Source organism: Actinacidiphila acidipaludis, assembly GCF_019890725.1.
Classification (GTDB): domain Bacteria; phylum Actinomycetota; class Actinomycetes; order Streptomycetales; family Streptomycetaceae; genus Actinacidiphila; species Actinacidiphila acidipaludis.
Genome location: NZ_JAINZZ010000054.1, coordinates 1 through 17,239 on the forward strand (window position 1 = coordinate 1; position 17,239 = coordinate 17,239).

Consider the following 17,239-nt stretch of genomic DNA (forward strand, 5'->3'; position numbering starts at 1 on the left):
GCGGGCACGGGTGCGTGGACCGCGGCCCAGCACCGCACGATGTCGCGGACGGACACCACGCCCACCGCGTCCTGGCCGTCGAGGACGATCAGATGGCGGAAACCGCCGTGCAGCATGGCCGCGGCGGCCCGGTCCAGCGTCCACTGCGGTGTGGCGAAGACGACATCGGTCGTGGTGTGGGCGTGACTGGGCTCCTGGTCGGGGTCGAGTCCCGCGCCGATCGCGTTGAGCACGTCGCGCTCGGTCAGGATGCCGAGGCCGCAGGTGTCGGGGTCGAGGACGATGGCCGCGCCGACGCGACGGGCGGACATCAGCTGGGCGGCCTGGCGGAGGGTGTGGGCGGGGCCGATGGTCAGTACCACCGTGCTCATCGCGTCGCGGACCAGCATGAAGGGCACCTCCTTGGGGGTGAAGCCTTCCGTGGGGGCGTGGCGGTTCCCGAACCTGTGAAGCGTTTCACAAGTTCACAAGCTCTGGTACCCTCATGGTCACACGCCTGCCGGTGGCGGGCAAGGGGGCGCGCGGGGCCCAACTACCGCGCGCGCCAAGGGAGCACGCGACGCGTGCGCCGCGTCAGGCTCGCTTGAGATACCCCAACAGGTCGTCGTGCAGAAGGCCGTTGGAGGCCGCGGCGTTGCCGCCGTGGGGACCGGGCTCACCGTCCAGCGAGGTGAAACGGCCGCCCGCCTCACGCACGATCACGTCGTTGGCCGCCATGTCCCACAGGCTCAGTTCGGGCTCCGCGCAGATGTCCACCGAGCCCTCGGCGACCATCATGTAGGGCCAGAAGTCGCCGTAGCCGCGGGTCCGCCAGCAGTTGCGGGTCAGGTCCAGGAAGCCGTCGAGACGGCCCTGCTCCTCCCAGCCGCTCAGCGAGGAGTACGCGAACGACGCGTCACCCAGCTTGGACACCCGCGACACGTGCAGCCGGGTCGCCTGGGACAGACTGCGGCCGGTGTACGCGCCGCCGCCCTTGGACGCCCACCAGCGCCGGCCGAGCGCGGGCGCCGACACCACGCCGACGACCACCTCGTCCCCCTGCTCGCCGCGCACCGCCAGCGCGATCAGCGTCGCCCACACGGGCACGCCCCGCACGTAGTTCTTGGTGCCGTCGATGGGGTCGACGATCCAGCGGCGGGCGCCGCCGCCGTCGCCGCCGAACTCCTCGCCCAGCACGGCGTCCCGCGGCCGCGCCCGGCCGAGCTGGCCGCGGATGAGCTCCTCGGCCGCCTTGTCCGCCTCGGTGACCGGCGTCAGGTCCGGCTTCGTCTCGACCTTCAGGTCGAGCGCCTTGAAGCGGGCCATGGTCGCGGCGTCGGCGGCGTCGGCCAGGATCTGGGCCAGTCGGAGGTCGTCGTTGTAGTCCGGCATGCCCCGAACAGTAGCGATCCCGTCAGGCCGCGGCCATCAACGGCCCCGGCAGGGCGCGCAGAAACCTTTCGGCCCCTCCCGCGGCGGCTGCGCGCGTCAGGCGACGTCGACCGGCGCGCGGAACCTTGACAGACCCTGCCGCCGCGTCGATTCTCTTCGCACGCCCGCGCCCTCGGCCCGGACGCGGGGTGGGGAGGCGACGATGCCCACAGCCAGGGACGCGCTCCTGGACGCCGCCTTCGCCGCGCTCGGCGACCGGCCGTGGACGGCGATCCGGATGGTCGAGATCGCGGCGGCTGCCGGAGTGTCCCGGCAGACCCTCTACAACGAGTTCCACAGCAAGGACGGCCTGGTCCGGGCGCTGGCGGCGCGGGAGACCGAGGCCTATCTGGGCGGCGTGGAGCGGGCGTTGGACCTCGCCGGGCGGGACGGCGGCGACCCGGGGGAGTGTTTCGCGGCGGCCGCGGGCTGGACCCTGCGCAGCGCGCGGCGCAGCCCCCTGGTCCGGGCCGGGCTCACCGGTCCGCTCGCCCACCGGCCGCCGCTGCCCGACCTGGTGACCGCACTGCGGCTGCGGGCGGTCGACACGCTCGAGGCCGCGTTCCCCGGGCTGCGGCGCGAGGGCATCGCATGGGCGTGCGAAGCGGCCATTCGGCTGACGCTCTCGTATGTCGTCGCGCCCGCGCCGAGCGACGAGGACGCCTGCCTGCGCGTGGCCCGGCTCGTGCGCAGCCTGCTCGTGGAGTCGCCCAGGGGCGGTGGCACGGGGCCTTCCGGGAGCGCTGAGGGGCCGAAGTGGGCCGGTCCACCGGCCGGTTGACCCCTTACCGCCGAGCGGTCGGCGCATCCGGCCGGTCGGCTCGGGCGCAACGAGCCGGCGTCGGCGGGGTGGTCAGTGCGAGGAGCCGGAGATCTGCAGGCCGATGACGCCGAGGATGACCAGGGAGATGGACACCAGCTTCAGGGCCGAGACCAGGTCGCCGAGGAAGGCCATGCCGTAGATCGCGGTGCCCGCGGCGCCGATGCCGGTCCACACCGCGTACGCCGGGCCGACGTCGAGCTTCTTCAGCGACAGCGTCAGCAAGCCGAACGAGCCGAGCGCGAACAGGCAGAAGGCGATGGTCGGCCACAGCCGGGTGAAGCCGTGCGAGAGCTTCAGGCAGACCGCGAACCCGGTTTCGAAGAGCCCCGCGACCACCACGAGGAGCCAGGCCATCGCGTGCCTCCGTTCTCCGCGGGCGCCGGACCGCCGCCCGCTCGCTGCGCCGTACGCACGGCGTCCGGCGGCCGTGCGCTGTCGATCATCACACAGCGGGAGCGGTGCGCGTGACCGCCTTGGCCCACTCGCCGCTCGCGGGGGCCCGCCTGCTCAGTCCCCCTCGCGGCGCTCACGGGTCGCCAGCAGCCGCCGCAGCGAGTCGAGACGGGCCGGCTCCGCGTGCCCGGCCGCCACCCAGGCGTCCAGTGCGCAGTCCGGTTCGTCGTGCGAACAGGCCCGCGGGCACTCCTCGGTGCCCGGCTCCAGATCGGGGAACGCGTGGATGACCCGCGACGGGTCGATGTGCGCGAGACCGAAGGAGCGCACCCCCGGGGTGTCGATGACCCAGCCCGAGTCGTCGCGCAGCGGCAGCGCGAGCGCGGAGGTGGTGGTGTGGCGGCCGCGACCGGTCACCGCGTTGACGTGCCCGGTGGTGCGCTGCCGCTCCACCAGGGCGTTGACGAGCGTGGTCTTGCCGACGCCGCTGTGCCCGACGAACGCCGTCGCCCGGCCTTCCAGCCGCTGCCGGATCTGCTCGACGCCGCCGGTGAGGAAGTCCTCCTTGCTGGTCACCACGTAGTCCAGGTCCAGCGCGCCGTACGTCTCCAGCAGCGGCTCGGCGGGCGCCAGGTCGGACTTGGTGAGTACCAGCAGCGGGTCGAGCCCGGCGTCGTAGGCGGCGACCAGGCAGCGGTCGATCATCCGGGGCCGCGGCTCCGGGTCGGCCAGCGCGGTGACGATGGCGAGCTGGTCGGCGTTGGCCACGACCACCCGCTCGTAGGGGTCGGTGTCGTCGGCGGTGCGGCGCAGCACCGACGAGCGCTCCTCGACCCGCACGATGCGGGCCAGGGTGTCCTTGGCGCCGGACAGGTCGCCGACGACGGCCACCCGGTCACCGACCACGGCGGACTTGCGGCCGAGCTCGCGCGCCTTCATCGCGACGACCTCGCGGTCGTCGACCAGGACGGTCAGCCGGCCGCGGTCGACGGTGAGGACCATGCCCTCCGCGGCGTCCTCGTGCTTGGGCCTGATACTGGTCCGCGGCCGGTTGCCCTTGCGGTTGGGGCGGACACGGACGTCGTCCTCGTCGGGGTTCTTGCCGTAGCGGCGCACTGCTCAGCCTCGTCCCTGCCCGGGGTCCTGCGTCCGTCCCGGCTCGGCCGGACCGGCGAGCATCGCCGTCCACAGCTCGGGGAAGTCCGGCAGGGTCTTGGCGGTCGTCGCCACGTTCTCCACCAGCACGCCGTCGACGAGCAGGCCGAGGACGGCCGCGGCGGTCGCCAGCCGGTGGTCCTCGTAGGTGTGGAAGACCCCGCCGCGCAGCGGCCGGGGCGAGATGCGCAGGCCGTCCCCGGTCTCGGTGACGTCGCCGCCGAGGCCGTTGATCTCGGCGGCGAGCGCCGCCAGCCGGTCGGTCTCGTGCATCCGCAGGTGGGCGATCCCGCTGAGTTCCGACGGGCCGTCGGCCAGCGCGGCCACGGCCGCGATCACCGGGGCCAGCTCGCCGACGTCGTGCAGGTCGGCGGTCAGGCCCTGGACGCGTCCGGTGCCGCGCAACGTCAGGCCGCTCTCGGTGAGGTCGCAGGCGCCGCCCATCCGGGTGAAGAGCTCCCGCAGGCTGTCGCCCGCCTGGGTGGTCCGGCGCGGCCAGCCGGGGATCGTCACCCGGCCGCCGGTCACCAGCGCGGCGGCCAGGAAGGGGGCCGCGTTCGACAGGTCGGGCTCCACGGTGAGGTCACGGCCGAGCAGCGCGCTCGGCGCCACCCGCCACACGTCGCGGGCGCCGCCGTCCTGCGGGGTGTCCACCTTCGCGCCGGCCTTCCGCAGCATGTCCACGGTCATCCGGATGTGCGGCAGCGACGGCAGCGAGCCGCCGGTGTGGCGCAGCTCCAGGCCCTTGTTGAAGCGCGGGCCCGACAGCAGCAGGGCGCTGACGAACTGGGAGGACGCCGAGGCGTCGACGTCGACCGCGCCGCCGGTCAGCGACCCGGCGCCGTGCACCGTCATCGGCAGCGCGCCGCGGCCCTCGTCGTCGATCCGGGCGCCCAGGACCCGCAGTGCGTCGATCACGCCGTGCAGCGGGCGCTCGTACGCGCGGGCGTCGCCGTCGAACCGGACCGGGCCGTCGGCCAGCGCGGCGACGGGCGGCAGGAAGCGCATCACCGTGCCCGCGTTGCCGACGTCCACCCGTGCGGGGCCGTACAGGCCGGCGGGGATGATCCGCCAGGCCTCTCCGCCGCCCGGGTTGACGGTCTCGTCGATCTGCACGCCCATGGCGCGCAGGGCGTCGGCCATGAGCACGGTGTCACGGCTGCGCAGCGGGCGGCGCACCCAGCCGGGTTCGGTGGAGTGCGCGGCCAGCACCAGGGCGCGGTTGGTCACCGACTTGGAGCCGGGTACCGGGACGGTGGCGTCCACGGCGCCGGCCGCTGCCGGGGCCGGCCACAAATCCGTCTGCGCGGTGCTGTCGGTCATGGTCAGCAAGCGTAGTGGCTCGGGTACGGGGAGATAAGTCGGCGAATCCGGCGAAACCCGCTGGAAACCGGAAGCCGCCCGGTCCCGGCCACGGCGCGGCGCGCACCCACGGTCACCGTGACCGCCGGCGGTCAGCGGCCCAGCAGCCAGCGGCCCCCGCCGATCAGGGAGCACAGCGCGACCGCGTAGAAGAACAGCATCCACAGGGCCGCCGGAGTGTGGGTGAGCCGGGCCAGCTGGTCGGCGTCGGAGGAGTTCGTGCGGTCCCGGCGCCGGGAGTTCTGCAGCTCGGCGACCGGCCGGGCGCCGCCGACGAGCAGGAACCACACCACCAGGTAGGCGAACGCCGCCTGCACCTGGGCCTTGGTCAGCCACGACACCAGCAGGAAGAGCGCGCAGGCGGTCACCACGGTGAGTGCGCCGTAGGCGTTGCGGATCATCACCAGCATGACCAGAAGCAGTGCGGTGGCCCCCCACAGCAGGGCGGTGATGTGCCCGGCCGCCAGCAGTCCCGCGCCGGCCAGGCCCAGCAGCGGTGGCGCGGTGTACCCGGCGGCGGCGGTCAGCACCATGCCCAGGCCGTGCGGCTTGCCGCGCGAGACGGTCAGTCCCGAGGTGTCGGAGTGCAGGCGTATGCCGTCCAGCCGGCGGCCCGACAGCAGGGCGAGCAGGCCGTGCCCGCCCTCGTGGGCGATGGTCACCGCGTTCCGCGTGACATGCCACACACCCCGCATCAGCACGGCGGTCAGCGCCAGCAGGCCGGTCGCCAGCACCAGCCAGCGCGACGGGTCGGGCTGCGTGCCGGTCAGCCGGTGCCACATCTCGGTGATGCTCGCGACGTTCATCGGGGCGTCGTTCCTCCTCGCGTTCGTGCCTTCTGGGGTCGTGGTCGTGGCAGTGTTGCAGCTATGTGTGGCAGGTATGCGGCGAGCCGGAAACCCGAGGACCTCGCCGGGCTGTTCGAGGTCGACAGGTGGGAGCCCACCGAGACGCTCGCGCCGGACTACAACGTGGCCCCGACGAAAGACGTCCACGTCGTACTTGACCGTCCGGTGCGGGACTCCGGTTCCCCGGAGCCGGTCCGGCAGCTGCGCGTGCTGCGCTGGGGGCTCGTCCCGTCGTGGGCCAGAACGCCCGAGGGCGCCGCGCGGCTGATCAACGCGCGGGCCGAGACGGCGGCCGAGAAGCCGTCCTTCCGCCGCGCGCTGTCCGCGCGGCGCTGCCTGATACCCGCCGACGGCTACTTCGAGTGGGTCACCGGCGCGCAGGAGCGGCAGCTCGAGGAGGAGGGGCGACGCAAGCGTCCCCGCAAGCAGCCGTACTTCGTGACCCCCGCGGACGGCTCGGTCTTCGCCATGGCGGGGCTCTACGAGTTCTGGCGCGACCGCACCCTGCCCGACGACCACCCCCGCGCGTGGTGGACGACCTGCACGATCCTGACCACCGCCGCGGAGACCGGTGACCTGGCCGGGTACCAGGGGCGGGGGCCGCGCTCGCTGTCCGGGATCCACCCGCGGATGCCGCTGATGATGACCCCCGACCGCTGGGACGCCTGGCTCGACCCGGCCACCACCGACCCGGACGCGTTGCACGGCCTGCTCGCGCCGCCGCGGCCGGGACTGCTGCGCGCGTACCCCGTCGGGACCGCGGTCAGCAGCGTGCGGAACAACGGCCCCGAGCTGCTGGACGAGCTGCCGGCGCCCGAGGAGGAGACGCTTTTCTGATGCCCGTGACGCGACAGCCGGTCGACACTCCGGCAGGCGAGGCCAGGATCACCTGGCACCGGCCCCCGAAGGGGGTGGCCGCGCGGGGAGTGCTGGCCCTCGGGCACGGCGCGGGCGGCGGGATCGAGGCCCGCGACCTGGCGGCGCTGGCCGCCGCGCTGCCGCCCCGGGCGGTCAGCGTGGCCCTCGTCGAGCAGCCGTGGCGCGTGGCGGGCCGCAGGCTCGCGCCCGCACCGAAGACCCTCGACGCCGGCTGGGCCGGGCTGTGGCCGGCCCTCGCGCGGCCCGGGCTGCCGGTGGTGGCCGGCGGCCGCAGCGCCGGCGCGCGCGTGGCCTGCCGCACCGCGAAGGAGCTCGGGGCCGCGGCGGTGCTCACGCTGGCGTTCCCCCTGCATCCGCCCGGCAAGCCGGAGAAGTCCCGGGCCGGGGAGCTGACCGCCGCTGCCGGGGTGCTGCCCCTGCTGGGCGTCCAGGGCGGCAACGACCCGTTCGGGCACCCCGAGGAGTTCCCCGCCGGGCACGTCCCGGTGGAGGTGCCGCACGGCGACCACGGCTTCGCCGTCCCCAAGCGCGCCGCGATCGGCCAGGACGAGGCCCTGCGGATCGTCACTGACGCGGTGGGCGCCTGGCTGGCCGGTCTCGGCCTCGCCACGCCCTGATCTCACCCCGTCCTGAAGGCCGCCAACCGGCCCGGACCTGGGGCGCTCGAACGGTGCGCACTGCTTTCTCGTCCTCGGGAATGACGACATCACAGCGCGCGTTGTGCTCAGCGACAGTCGGAAACAGCTTCCACGAGCTGGGTGAAGAAAGGCAGCCGCATGGTTTCAGCCGCATGCCCGCCACGCGCAGAGGGCAGTGTCGCCGGTGCGCAGGCGGCCGCTGCCGCGCCGTATCTGGACTGGACCGAGTGGTCCACCACCAAGGACGGCAAGGGCGGAACCGGCACGTCGATCCCCGGTGCAATATCCTCCCAGACGAGCGTGTCCGCGCGTGGGCACGTACGCGTCACTGAGGAGGTGGGTCCGGTCACCGGCACCGACGACAGCACGGCGGATACCGCGGGTGCGTCCGGCACGGGAGAAGCGCACGAGAGCGACGCGGAGCGCGCTGCGCGCTTCGAGCGCGACGCTCTGGGCTTCCTCGACCAGATGTACTCGGCCGCGCTGCGGATGACCCGCAATCCGGCCGACGCCGAGGACCTGGTGCAGGAGACGTACGCGAAGGCGTACGCGTCCTTCCACCAGTTCCGTGAGGGCACCAACCTGAAGGCCTGGCTGTACCGCATTCTCACCAACAGCTTCATCAACTCGTACCGCAAGAAGCAGCGCGAGCCGCTGCGCAGCGGGTCCGAGGAGATCGAGGACTGGCAGCTGGCCCGCGCCGAGTCGCACATGTCGACCGGTCTGCGGTCGGCGGAGTCGCAGGCGCTCGACCACCTGCCCGACTCCGACGTCAAGGCGGCTCTGCAGTCCATTCCGGAGGAGTTCCGCATCGCGGTCTACCTCGCGGACGTCGAGGGCTTTGCCTACAAGGAGATCGCCGACATCATGGCCACACCCATCGGGACCGTGATGTCGCGACTGCACCGCGGACGGCGGCAGTTGCGCGAACTCCTCGAGGACTACGCGCGGGAGCGCGGGCTCGTCCCCGCGGGCGCGGCAGATGAGAAGGGCGCGGATTCATGAGCTGCGGCAACGCACATGAGACGGACTGCTCGGAGGTGCTCGGCCACCTCTACGAGTACCTCGACAACGAGATGTCCGAGGACGCCTGCGCCAAGTTCAGGCAGCACTTCGACGAGTGCCACCCGTGCCTGGAGAAGTACGGACTCGAACAGGCCGTGAAGAAACTCGTCAAGCGCTGCTGCGGCTCCGACGACGTCCCCACCGACCTGCGGTCCAAGGTGATGATGCGGATCGAGCTGATCCGCTCCGGCGAGTCGGTCCCCGAACCGGAGACCGTCACGCCGACCGAGGCGCCCTCGGCCTGACACCCCGGTTCCGGGGACGTCCGAACACCGCACGTCACCCGTGCGGGTGAGCGGCGGCCACCAGCGCTCTGCGACGGCGGGCGCGGCCCTATCCTCCTGAGTCTCCGACGGGCTCGGCAGGGGATGGGGCCGCGCCCGCCGCGCACTTTCGAGGAGCTGGAGGGGAGCCGCCGTGCCGGGCACGTCCCGTCGCCCGCTGCCGCGCGAGGCCCGCGTGACCGTCGTCGCGGTCTGTGCGGCCGGGGCGCTGTGCGCGGCGCCCGCCGCGGCGTCCGCGACCGCCTGGGGCACGGTGGCGGTGCTGGCCGTGCTGTACGCGCTGTGCGAGCCCGGAGTGGTCCCCGTGGGCCGGCACCCGCCGTCCGCCGTCGGCCCCTTCGTGCCCGTGCTGCTGGCCGGCGCCCTGATCCTGCCGCCGTCCGCCGCCGCGCTGGTCGCCGTGCCGGGATCGCTCGCCGGGCGCCCGCTGCCGTGGGTGCGGCGCTGCTGGCGGGCCGGGCACCTGGCGGTCGCGGTGTGGACCGCGGCGCTGGCCGCCCGGCTGCTCGGCGGGCCCGCCGCGCTGCGCGCCGCCGACCTGCCGTACGCGCTGCTGCCCGCCGCCGTCGCAGCGCTCGTCTTCAGCCTCGTCAGCACCGCGCTGACCGGCGCCGTACTGGTCACCGCCGAGCGCTGTCCGCCCGCCACGGCCTGGGGCGACCCGCTGCCGGCCGCGCTGGGCCCGCACCTGACGTACGGGCTGGTCGGCCTGACCACCGGGCTGCTGTGGCTGCGCGGGTACGGCGCCTTCGCCGCCGTCCTGGTACCGCTGCCGATGTACGTCGCCTGCTGGGTGTTCGCCCGGGCCCGCCGGGTGCGCGCCGCCCACGACGCCACCGTGCGGGCGCTGGTGCAGGCCGTCGACCTCAAGGACCCGTACACCCGCGGCCACAGCGAACGCGTGGGCCGCGCCTCGGCGCTGATCGCCGCGGAGCTGGGCATGGACGACGACCGGGTGGACACCCTGCGGCTGGCGGGCATCCTGCACGACATCGGCAAGCTCGGCGTGCCCACCCGGGTGCTGCGCAAGTCCGGCCCGCTGGACCCCGAGGAGCGGCGGCTGATCCAGCTGCACCCCGAGTACGGGCACGAGATGACCCGCGGGGTGGCCTTCCTGGAGGAGGCCAGGGCGGCGATCCTGCACCACCACGAACGCCTCGACGGCTCCGGCTACCCGCACGGCCTGGCGGGCGCGGAGATCCCCGAGCCGGCCCGCGTGGTGGCCGTCGCCGACGCCTTCGACGCCATGACGTCCACCCGCTCGTACCGGCCGGCGCGGCCGGTCGCCTCGGCCCTCGCCGAACTCCAGCGGTGCTCCGGGACGCACTTCGACCCCCCGATGGTCGCCGCCCTGACCCGCGCCCTCACCCGGCAACCGGACGTCACGGCGCCCCCGGACGCCCCCGCGGCGCCGGGTGGCCCGTGGCCCGCCACCGCACCGACCCCGTCGGCACTTCCGTCCGCGCCCGGCCCCGCGCCCGAGCCCGCCGCCGGGCGGCCGGCCCCGACGGCGGCGCCCGCGTCGCACCGCGTGCCGCGCCAGGCCGCCGCCCCCACCTCCGTGGGGGAAGGGGTGCTGCTGGCGGTGTGGGCGGTGGGCGCGTGAGGAAGGCGGGCACGGCGGCGGGCTGGGCCCTGGCCGTCGGCGTCGGCGGTTTCGTGGTGTGGGGCGTCGGGTGGGCGGCGTACGCCGGGGTGCGCGAGCCGGGGGCGGCCTGCGCGTTCGGGGGCGTCGTGCTGCTGGGGGAGCTGCTGCGGGTGCCGCCGGGCACCGACCGGGAGGGCGCGCCGCTGGCCACGGCCGGCGGGCTGGGCTATGCGCTGCTGGGCCCCACCGCGGCGGGTGTGGCCCAGGCGGTGGCCGTCGTCGCCGTGGCCACCGGGGCGGCCGGGCTCATGGCCCGGGCGGCCGGGCCGCGGGCCGGGCACGGCCGCCACGGACGGCACGCGCGGAAGGCCGGGCCACCGCGCGTCGAGGCCGCCGCCCGTCGGGTGCTGCTCGTCGCGTTCGCCGCGGTGTGCTGCCAACCGCTCGGCGGCGGGGACGTGTTGACCGGTACGGCCGGCGCTCCCCGGGCCGCATTCCTGGTGGCCGTCCTCGGGGCGACCGCGCTGTGGGACGCGGTGCTGGCCGCCGCGGTCGGGGCGGCGGTCGGGGCAGCCGGGGGCGGCCGCCCTTTCGCGCCGGGACTGCGGGACGGGGTCAGGGGCCTGGCCGGGATCGGCTCGGCGGTGTGCGCGGGCGGCGTGGTGATGGCGCTGGCCGTGCGCAGCGCGGGCCTGTGGGCGGTCCCCCTGGTCGCCCTTCCGCTGCTGCTGACGCAAGCGTCGCTGCGCGGGCACGCGGCCGTGCGGGCGACCTACCGGCAGACGGTCGGCGCCCTGGCGCGGGCCACCGAGGTGGCCGGCTACACGCCGCCGGGGCACGCCCGCCGGGTGAGCGAACTGGCCGTCGCGGTGGGCCGGGAGCTGGGCCTGCCGGCCAGGCAGCTGACGCTGCTGGAATATGCCGCCCTGATGCACGACATCGGCCAGTTGTCGCTCGTCGACCCGGTGCCGGGCGGGGCGACCGAACCGCTGGACGGTGAGCGCCGCCAGACCATCGCCGCGCTCGGCGGCGAGGTGGTACGCCGAACGGGTGCCCCCTCCGAAGTCGCCCTGATCGTCGAGCGCCAGGCGCACCCGTTCCGGGAGCAGCCGCTCGCCGGCCGCATCGTGCGGGCCGTCAACGCCTACGAGGACCTCACGGCCGAGGCGGCGGCGCCCGCCGGACGGCTGGCGGCGGTGGAACGCCTGCGGCTGGCCACCGGCTACGAGTACGACCCACGGGTCGTCGAAGCTCTCACCAGGGTCCTCGCACGGCAGTCCACCCGGACATGGTTGGATGCGGGTGGGGAGGGCAAGGAGGTCGGGTGAAGCCCCGCTCTCACCTGCCTGGACGGTCGGGCTGAGACAACGCCCGAAGTGTGCAAGGTTGGTGTCGTACGGGGAAGGCACGGGGGGAGGCGGGAAACAACGTTGAAGATCTTCGGAAGAGTGCGGCACCGGCCGTCGCCCACGTGGCGCCAGGCCACCGACCGGGCGTTCTCGCTGATCGACGACGGCCGCTACGAGGATGCGGGCGCGCTGCTGACCCGTGCCGCCGATCTGGAGCCGTGGCTCTCGGAGTCCTGGTACAACCTCGCGCTGCTGCACAAGTTCCGGCACGACTGGGCCCAGGCGCGGATCGCCGGGCTGCGGGCCGTCGCCCTGCTGGACCGGCCGGTCGGCGCCCCCGACTGGTGGAACCTGGGCATCGCCGCGACCGCCCTGCAGGACTGGCCGCTGGCCCGCCGCGCCTGGCAGGCGTACGGGCTGCGGGTGCCCGCCGGAACCGCCGAGCGCAGCGGCGAGGAGTCGGTGCGGCTGCCGCTGGGCAGCGCCGCCGTGCGGCTGTCGCCCGAGGGCGAGGCCGAGGTCGTGTGGGGCCGCCGGCTGGACCCGGCGCGCATCGAGGTGCTCTCCATCCCGCTGCCGTCCTCCGGGCGCCGCTGGGGCGAGGTCGTGCTGCACGACGGCGTCCCGCACGGCGAGCGGGCGACCGCCGACTCCCCGGGCAGCGCGGTCTACCCGGTGTTCGACGAGATCGAACTGTGGGCGCCGTCACCGGTCCCGACCTGGCTCGTGCTGCTGGAGGCCGCCACGGAGGCGGACCGGGACGCGCTGGAACGGCTGGCCGCGGACGCCGGATACGCCGCCGAGGACTGGTCGTCCTCGGTACGGCTGCTGTGCCGGACCTGCTCGGAGAGCCGGATGCCCACCGACGACGGGTCCGGGGCCACCCGCGACCCGCACGACCACGGCGAACCCGGCCACCCCGGTCACCTCAGCCACACCAACCGCGGCAGCGAGGGCGTGCGCTGGACCCCCGAGCGGGAGTGCGGCATCGCCGCGCCCGCCGGCCTGGTCCGCGGCCTGCTGGACAGCTGGGTCGCCGACAGCCCCGGCACCCGCGACTGGCGCGACCTCGAAGAGGTCTGCTGAGAAGAGGTCCGCTCCGTGAGGTTCGGTCCGTGAGGTTCGGTTCGGAGCTTCGGTTCGCGGACGCCCCGGGCCCGCTCACGCGGGGAGGGCATCGCCCCCTTGCCGGGCCACGTAGGCTGGGCAGGATCACTTTCAGGATCCGGGAAGGCTAACGGCGGAGATGTCCCAGCAGCAGACTGAGCACGACCACGAGTTCCTCGACGACGTGACGGACGCCGAGGCGCGCGAGCAGGCCCACCGCGAGCGCGGCACGGCCCGCCCGATCACCGTGGTCGGCAACCCGGTCCTGCACCGGGAGTGCAAGGACGTAACGGCGTTCGGCGACGAGCTCGCCGCCCTGGTGGACGACATGTTCGCCTCGCAGCGCGCGGCCGAGGGCGTGGGCCTGGCCGCCAACCAGATCGGCGTCGACCTGAAGGTCTTCGTCTACGACTGCCCGGACGACGAGAACACCCGGCACGTCGGCGTCGTGTGCAACCCGGTGCTGGAGGAAGTGCCCGCGGACAAGCGGCGGTTGGACGACTCCAACGAGGGCTGCCTGTCGGTGCCCGGCGCCTACATGGAACTGGCCCGCCCCGACTACGCGGTGGTCAGCGGCCAGGATCTGAAGGGCAACCCGATCCGGGTGCGCGGCACCGGCTACTTCGCCCGCTGCCTGCAGCACGAGACCGACCACCTCTACGGCCGCCTCTACATCGACCGCCTGTCCAAGCGGGACCGCAAGGACGTGCTGCGGCAGATGGCCGAGGCGACCCCGAAGTTCGAGACGGTCCCCAACGACTGATCCGCGCACGGCCCCCGCGGAAAGCCGCGGGGGCCGGAGGGGTCCGGCTCAGAAGTCCTCGTCCAGGGCCACCGTGCCCTCGACGGCGACCTGGTACGCGGAGGGGCGGCGCTCGAAGAAGTTGGTGAGCTCCTGCACGCCCTGCAGCTCCATGAACGCGAACGGGTTCTCCGAGCCGTAGACCGGCGGGAAGCCCAGCCGGACCAGCCGCTGGTCGGCCACGCACTCCAGATAGGCGCGCATCGACTCGGTGTTCATGCCGGGCAGGCCGTCTCCGCACAGGTCGCGGCCGAACTGCAGCTCGGCCTCGACCGCCTCGCGGAGCATGTCGGTGACCTGCTCGCGGAGGTCCTCGTCGAAGAGCTCCGGCTCCTCCTTGCGTACGGTGTCGACCACGTCGAAGGCGAAGCTCATGTGCATCGTCTCGTCCCGGAACACCCAGTTGGTGCCGGTCGCCAGGCCGTGCAGCAGGCCGCGCGACCGGAACCAGTACACGTAGGCGAAGGCCCCGTAGAAGAACAGGCCCTCGATGCAGGCCGCGAAGCAGATCAGGTTGAGCAGGAACCGCCGGCGGTCGGCGCGCGACTCCAGCCGGCCGACCGACTCCACCGAGTCCATCCAGCGGAAGCAGAACTGCGCCTTCTCGCGGATCGAGGGGATGTTCTCCACCGCCGCGAACGCCGCCGCCCGGTCGTCCGGATCGGGCAGGTAGGTGTCGAGCAGGGTCAGGTAGAACTGGACGTGCACGGCCTCCTCGAAGAGCTGGCGGCTCAGGTACAGCCGCGCCTCGGGGGAGTTGATGTGCTTGTACAGCGTCAGCACCAGGTTGTTGGCGACGATCGAGTCACCGGTCGCGAAGAACGCCACCAGCCGCCCGATCAGGTGCTGTTCGGCGGGCGTGAGCTTGGCGAGGTCGGACACGTCGGAGTGGAGGTCGACCTCCTCCACGGTCCAGGTGTTCCTGATGGCGTCCCGGTACCGCTCGTAGAAGTCCGGGTAGCGCATCGGGCGCAGGGTGAGCTCGAACCCGGGGTCGAGCAGGTTCCGGCCGCGGGCGGGGATGGTGCTGGTCATCACTGGCATGCCTCGCAGGACTCGGGGTTCTCAAGGGAGCAGGCGATCGCGTCGGCGTCGGCGGCCTGCTGGGCGGGGAGGGGGAGCGGAGCCGGGGCGGGGGCCGCCGCCTGGGCCTTGCTGCCCTGCGCGGCCCGGGCGATCCGGGTGGCCGGGCGGGACCGCAGGTAGTACGTGGTCTTCAGCCCCTGCTTCCATGCGTACGCGTACATCGAGCTGAGCTTGCCGATGGTGGGCGTCTCCATGAACAGGTTCAGCGACTGGCTCTGGTCCAGGTAGGGCGTGCGGGCGGCGGCCAGGTCGATCAGCGCGCGCTGCGGGATCTCCCAGGCGGTGCGGTACAGCTCCCGCACCTCCGCGGGGATCCAGCCGAGGCCCTGCACACTGCCGTTGGCCTCCCGGAGGGCCTCGCGGGTCCGGGCGTCCCACACCCCCAGCCGCTTCAGGTCCGCCACCAGGTAGGAGTTGACCTGGAGGAACTCACCGGAGAGCGTCTCGCGCTTGAACAGGTTGGAGACCTGCGGCTCGATGCACTCGTAGGCGCCGACGATCGAGGCGTTCGTCGCGGTCGGGGCGATGGCCAGCAGCAGGGCGTTGCGCAGGCCGGTGGACGCCATCCGGGTGCGCAGCGCGGCCCAGCGCGCGGGCCAGTGCGGCGCGACGCCGAAGTGGTCGGGGTGCAGGACGCCCACGGCCGTCCGGGTCTTCTCCCAGTTCGGCAGGGGACCGTTGCGCTCGGCGAGGTCGCTGGACGTCTCGTAGGCGGCGAGCATGATCCGCTCGGCGATCCTGGTGGACAGCTCCTGTGCCTCGGCGGAGTCGAAGGGCAGCCGGAGCTTGAAGAAGACGTCCTGCAGGCCCGTCACGCCCAGACCCACCGGCCGCCACTTCGCGTTGGAGCGGGCGGACTGCCCGGTCGGGTAGAAGTTGAGGTCCACCACGCGGTCCAGGAAGGTCACCGCGGTGCGGACGGTCTCGTCCAGGCGCGCCCAGTCCATGTCCCCGTCCGGTGCGACGAACGCGCCGAGGTTGACGGACCCGAGGTTGCACACCGCGGTCTCCGACTCCTCGGTGACCTCCAGGATCTCGGTGCACAGGTTGGAGGAGTGCACGGTCTGGCCGCGCTCGGCGGTCTGGTTGGCGGTGCGGTTCGCGGCGTCCTTGAAGTTCATCCAGCCCTGGCCGGTCTGCGCCAGGGTGCGCATCATCCGGCCGTACAGCTCCCGGGCGGGCAGGGTCCGCCGGGCCAGACCGGCGGCCTCCGCCGCCCGGTACGCGGCGTCGAACTCGGCGCCCCACAGGTCGACCAGTTCGGGCACGTCGGAGGGCGAGAACAGCGACCACGGCTCGTCGGCCTCGACCCGGCGCATGAACTCGTCCGGAACCCAGTGGGCCAGGTTGAGGTTGTGGGTGCGGCGGGCGTCCTCGCCGGTGTTGTCCCGCAGCTCCAGGAACTCCTCGACGTCGGCGTGCCAGGTCTCCAGGTACACCGCGGCCGCCCCCTTGCGGCGCCCGCCCTGGTTGACCGCGGCCACCGAGGCGTCGAGCGTCTTCAGGAACGGCACGATGCCGTTGGAGTGCCCGTTGGTGCCGCGGATCAGCGCGCCGCGGGCGCGGATCCGGGAGTAGGACAGACCGATGCCGCCGGCGTGCTTGGAGAGCCGGGCGATCTGCGCGTACCCGTCGTAGATCGAGCCGAGTTCGTCCTGCGGGGAGTCCAGCAGGTAGCAGGCGGACATCTGCGGGTGGCGGGTGCCGGAGTTGAACAGGGTGGGCGAACTGGGCAGGTACTCCAGCCGGTTCATCAGCCGGTAGAGCGCGGTGACGTCCTCCAGCGCCCGGACGGAGTCGTCCTCGGCCAGCCCGGCCGCGACCCGCAGCAGGAAGTGCTGCGCGGTCTCGATGACCTGACGGGTGATCGGGTGCCGCTGCAGGTAGCGGCTGTAGAGGGTGCGCAGCCCGAAGTAGCCGAAGCGGTCGTCCGCGCCGTCGGCCAGCGCCTGCTCCACCAGCGCGTCCAGCCGGGCGGCGTGCAGGGACACGAACTCCGCGGTGCGGTCGGCGATCAGGCCCTCGCGGTGCCCGACGGCGATCGAGGCGGAGAAGGACACCGCGCCCTGCCCCGCGGCCTCCTCGGCGACGGCCGCCGTCAGCAGCCGGGCCGCCAGCCTGGAGTACCCCGGGTCCTCGGCGATCAGCCCGGCCGCGGCCTCGGTGGCCAGCCCGCGCAGTTCGGCGGCGTCCGCGGTGCTGCTGCGTCCGCGCAGGGCGGCCGCGGCGACGCGTCCGGGGTCGGTGTCGGGCAGGTCGGCGGTGAGCGTCACGAGGTGCCGCAGAAGGCCGGCGCCGGCGTCGTCGGCCGTCTCCGTGGGTGGTGCGGCGGCTGCGGCTGCTGGTGCGTCAGGCGCGATGGTCACGTTCGGTGCTCTCCCTCGTTACGCGGCGGCGGCCGGGCGGAGAGGGACGGAGGGCGGCACCGGGCCCGCGCGAGGGCAGGGCGG

Annotated in this window: 17 protein-coding genes; 9 read left to right on the forward strand and 8 right to left on the reverse strand. The window is 73.9% G+C overall.

Annotated elements, in window-relative coordinates; genetic code table 11:
* Window positions 1-389, reverse strand: a 389-nt coding sequence (locus tag K7862_RS29300) for a CBS domain-containing protein (RefSeq protein ID WP_222967733.1), incomplete at its 3' end; no start/stop codon positions are given.
* 184 nt (window positions 390-573) lie between these two features.
* Window positions 574-1,371 (reverse strand): histidinol-phosphatase, encoded by a 798-nt coding sequence (hisN, locus tag K7862_RS29305; protein ID WP_222967735.1) that lies wholly within the window; start codon window positions 1,369-1,371, stop codon window positions 574-576.
* Between the two features lie 202 nt (window positions 1,372-1,573).
* Here hisN and K7862_RS29310 point away from each other — a divergent pair, with 202 nt between their 5' ends.
* Window positions 1,574-2,191, forward strand: a complete 618-nt coding sequence (locus K7862_RS29310; protein ID WP_222967737.1) for a TetR/AcrR family transcriptional regulator — start codon at window positions 1,574-1,576, stop codon at window positions 2,189-2,191.
* 72 nt (window positions 2,192-2,263) lie between these two features.
* On the opposite strand, the gene K7862_RS29315 is transcribed toward K7862_RS29310, so the two are convergent.
* The 4 genes from K7862_RS29315 to K7862_RS29330 form a co-directional block, all read right to left on the reverse strand.
* The gene (locus tag K7862_RS29315) at window positions 2,264-2,587 is read right to left on the reverse strand and encodes a DMT family transporter (RefSeq protein WP_222967739.1); all 324 of its coding nucleotides are present in this window, start codon (window positions 2,585-2,587) and stop codon (window positions 2,264-2,266) included.
* A 153-nt stretch (window positions 2,588-2,740) separates the two neighbouring features.
* Complete coding sequence (gene rsgA, locus K7862_RS29320; RefSeq protein WP_222967741.1) at window positions 2,741-3,742, reverse strand: ribosome small subunit-dependent GTPase A; 1,002 nt, start codon at window positions 3,740-3,742, stop codon at window positions 2,741-2,743.
* A 3-nt stretch (window positions 3,743-3,745) separates the two neighbouring features.
* A complete protein-coding gene (gene aroA / locus K7862_RS29325) occupies window positions 3,746-5,104 on the reverse strand; it encodes a 3-phosphoshikimate 1-carboxyvinyltransferase (protein WP_222967743.1) in 1,359 nt (452 codons plus the stop codon).
* 131 nt (window positions 5,105-5,235) lie between these two features.
* A complete protein-coding gene (locus K7862_RS29330) occupies window positions 5,236-5,949 on the reverse strand; it encodes a M50 family metallopeptidase (protein ID WP_222967745.1) in 714 nt (237 codons plus the stop codon).
* Between the two features lie 63 nt (window positions 5,950-6,012).
* On the opposite strand from K7862_RS29330, the gene K7862_RS29335 reads away from it, so the two are divergent.
* From K7862_RS29335 to def, 8 genes are all read left to right on the forward strand, one after another.
* Window positions 6,013-6,828 (forward strand): SOS response-associated peptidase, encoded by an 816-nt coding sequence (locus tag K7862_RS29335; protein ID WP_222967747.1) that lies wholly within the window; start codon window positions 6,013-6,015, stop codon window positions 6,826-6,828.
* Complete coding sequence (locus K7862_RS29340; RefSeq protein ID WP_222967749.1) at window positions 6,828-7,487, forward strand: alpha/beta hydrolase family protein; 660 nt, start codon at window positions 6,828-6,830, stop codon at window positions 7,485-7,487. The genes K7862_RS29335 and K7862_RS29340 overlap by 1 nt, the downstream gene beginning before the upstream one ends.
* A 357-nt stretch (window positions 7,488-7,844) precedes the next feature.
* On the forward strand, window positions 7,845-8,513 hold the full coding sequence (locus K7862_RS29345) for a sigma-70 family RNA polymerase sigma factor (protein ID WP_222967798.1): 669 nt from the start codon (window positions 7,845-7,847) through the stop codon (window positions 8,511-8,513).
* On the forward strand, window positions 8,510-8,818 hold the full coding sequence (gene rsrA, locus K7862_RS29350; RefSeq protein ID WP_222967750.1) for a mycothiol system anti-sigma-R factor: 309 nt from the start codon (window positions 8,510-8,512) through the stop codon (window positions 8,816-8,818). The genes K7862_RS29345 and rsrA overlap by 4 nt, the downstream gene beginning before the upstream one ends.
* Window positions 8,819-8,990: 172 nt before the next feature.
* Window positions 8,991-10,463, forward strand: a complete 1,473-nt coding sequence (locus K7862_RS29355; RefSeq protein ID WP_372461697.1) for an HD-GYP domain-containing protein — start codon at window positions 8,991-8,993, stop codon at window positions 10,461-10,463.
* On the forward strand, window positions 10,460-11,773 hold the full coding sequence (locus tag K7862_RS29360) for an HD domain-containing protein (RefSeq protein ID WP_372461698.1): 1,314 nt from the start codon (window positions 10,460-10,462) through the stop codon (window positions 11,771-11,773). Before K7862_RS29355 ends, K7862_RS29360 begins: the two co-directional genes overlap by 4 nt.
* A 102-nt stretch (window positions 11,774-11,875) precedes the next feature.
* A complete protein-coding gene (locus K7862_RS29365) occupies window positions 11,876-12,880 on the forward strand; it encodes a tetratricopeptide repeat protein (RefSeq protein WP_222967751.1) in 1,005 nt (334 codons plus the stop codon).
* Between the two features lie 160 nt (window positions 12,881-13,040).
* Window positions 13,041-13,664 (forward strand): peptide deformylase, encoded by a 624-nt coding sequence (gene def, locus K7862_RS29370; RefSeq protein ID WP_222967752.1) that lies wholly within the window; start codon window positions 13,041-13,043, stop codon window positions 13,662-13,664.
* Window positions 13,665-13,712: 48 nt separating this feature from the next.
* On the opposite strand, the gene K7862_RS29375 is transcribed toward def, so the two are convergent.
* Both K7862_RS29375 and K7862_RS29380 read right to left on the reverse strand, forming a co-directional pair.
* Entirely contained in the window at window positions 13,713-14,747 is a 1,035-nt protein-coding gene (locus tag K7862_RS29375; protein ID WP_222967753.1) for a ribonucleotide-diphosphate reductase subunit beta, read from the reverse strand.
* Window positions 14,738-17,155, reverse strand: coding sequence for a ribonucleoside-diphosphate reductase subunit alpha (locus K7862_RS29380; protein ID WP_222967754.1), 2,418 nt, complete (start codon window positions 17,153-17,155; stop codon window positions 14,738-14,740). Before K7862_RS29380 ends, K7862_RS29375 begins: the two co-directional genes overlap by 10 nt.
* Window positions 17,156-17,239 lie beyond the last annotated feature (84 nt).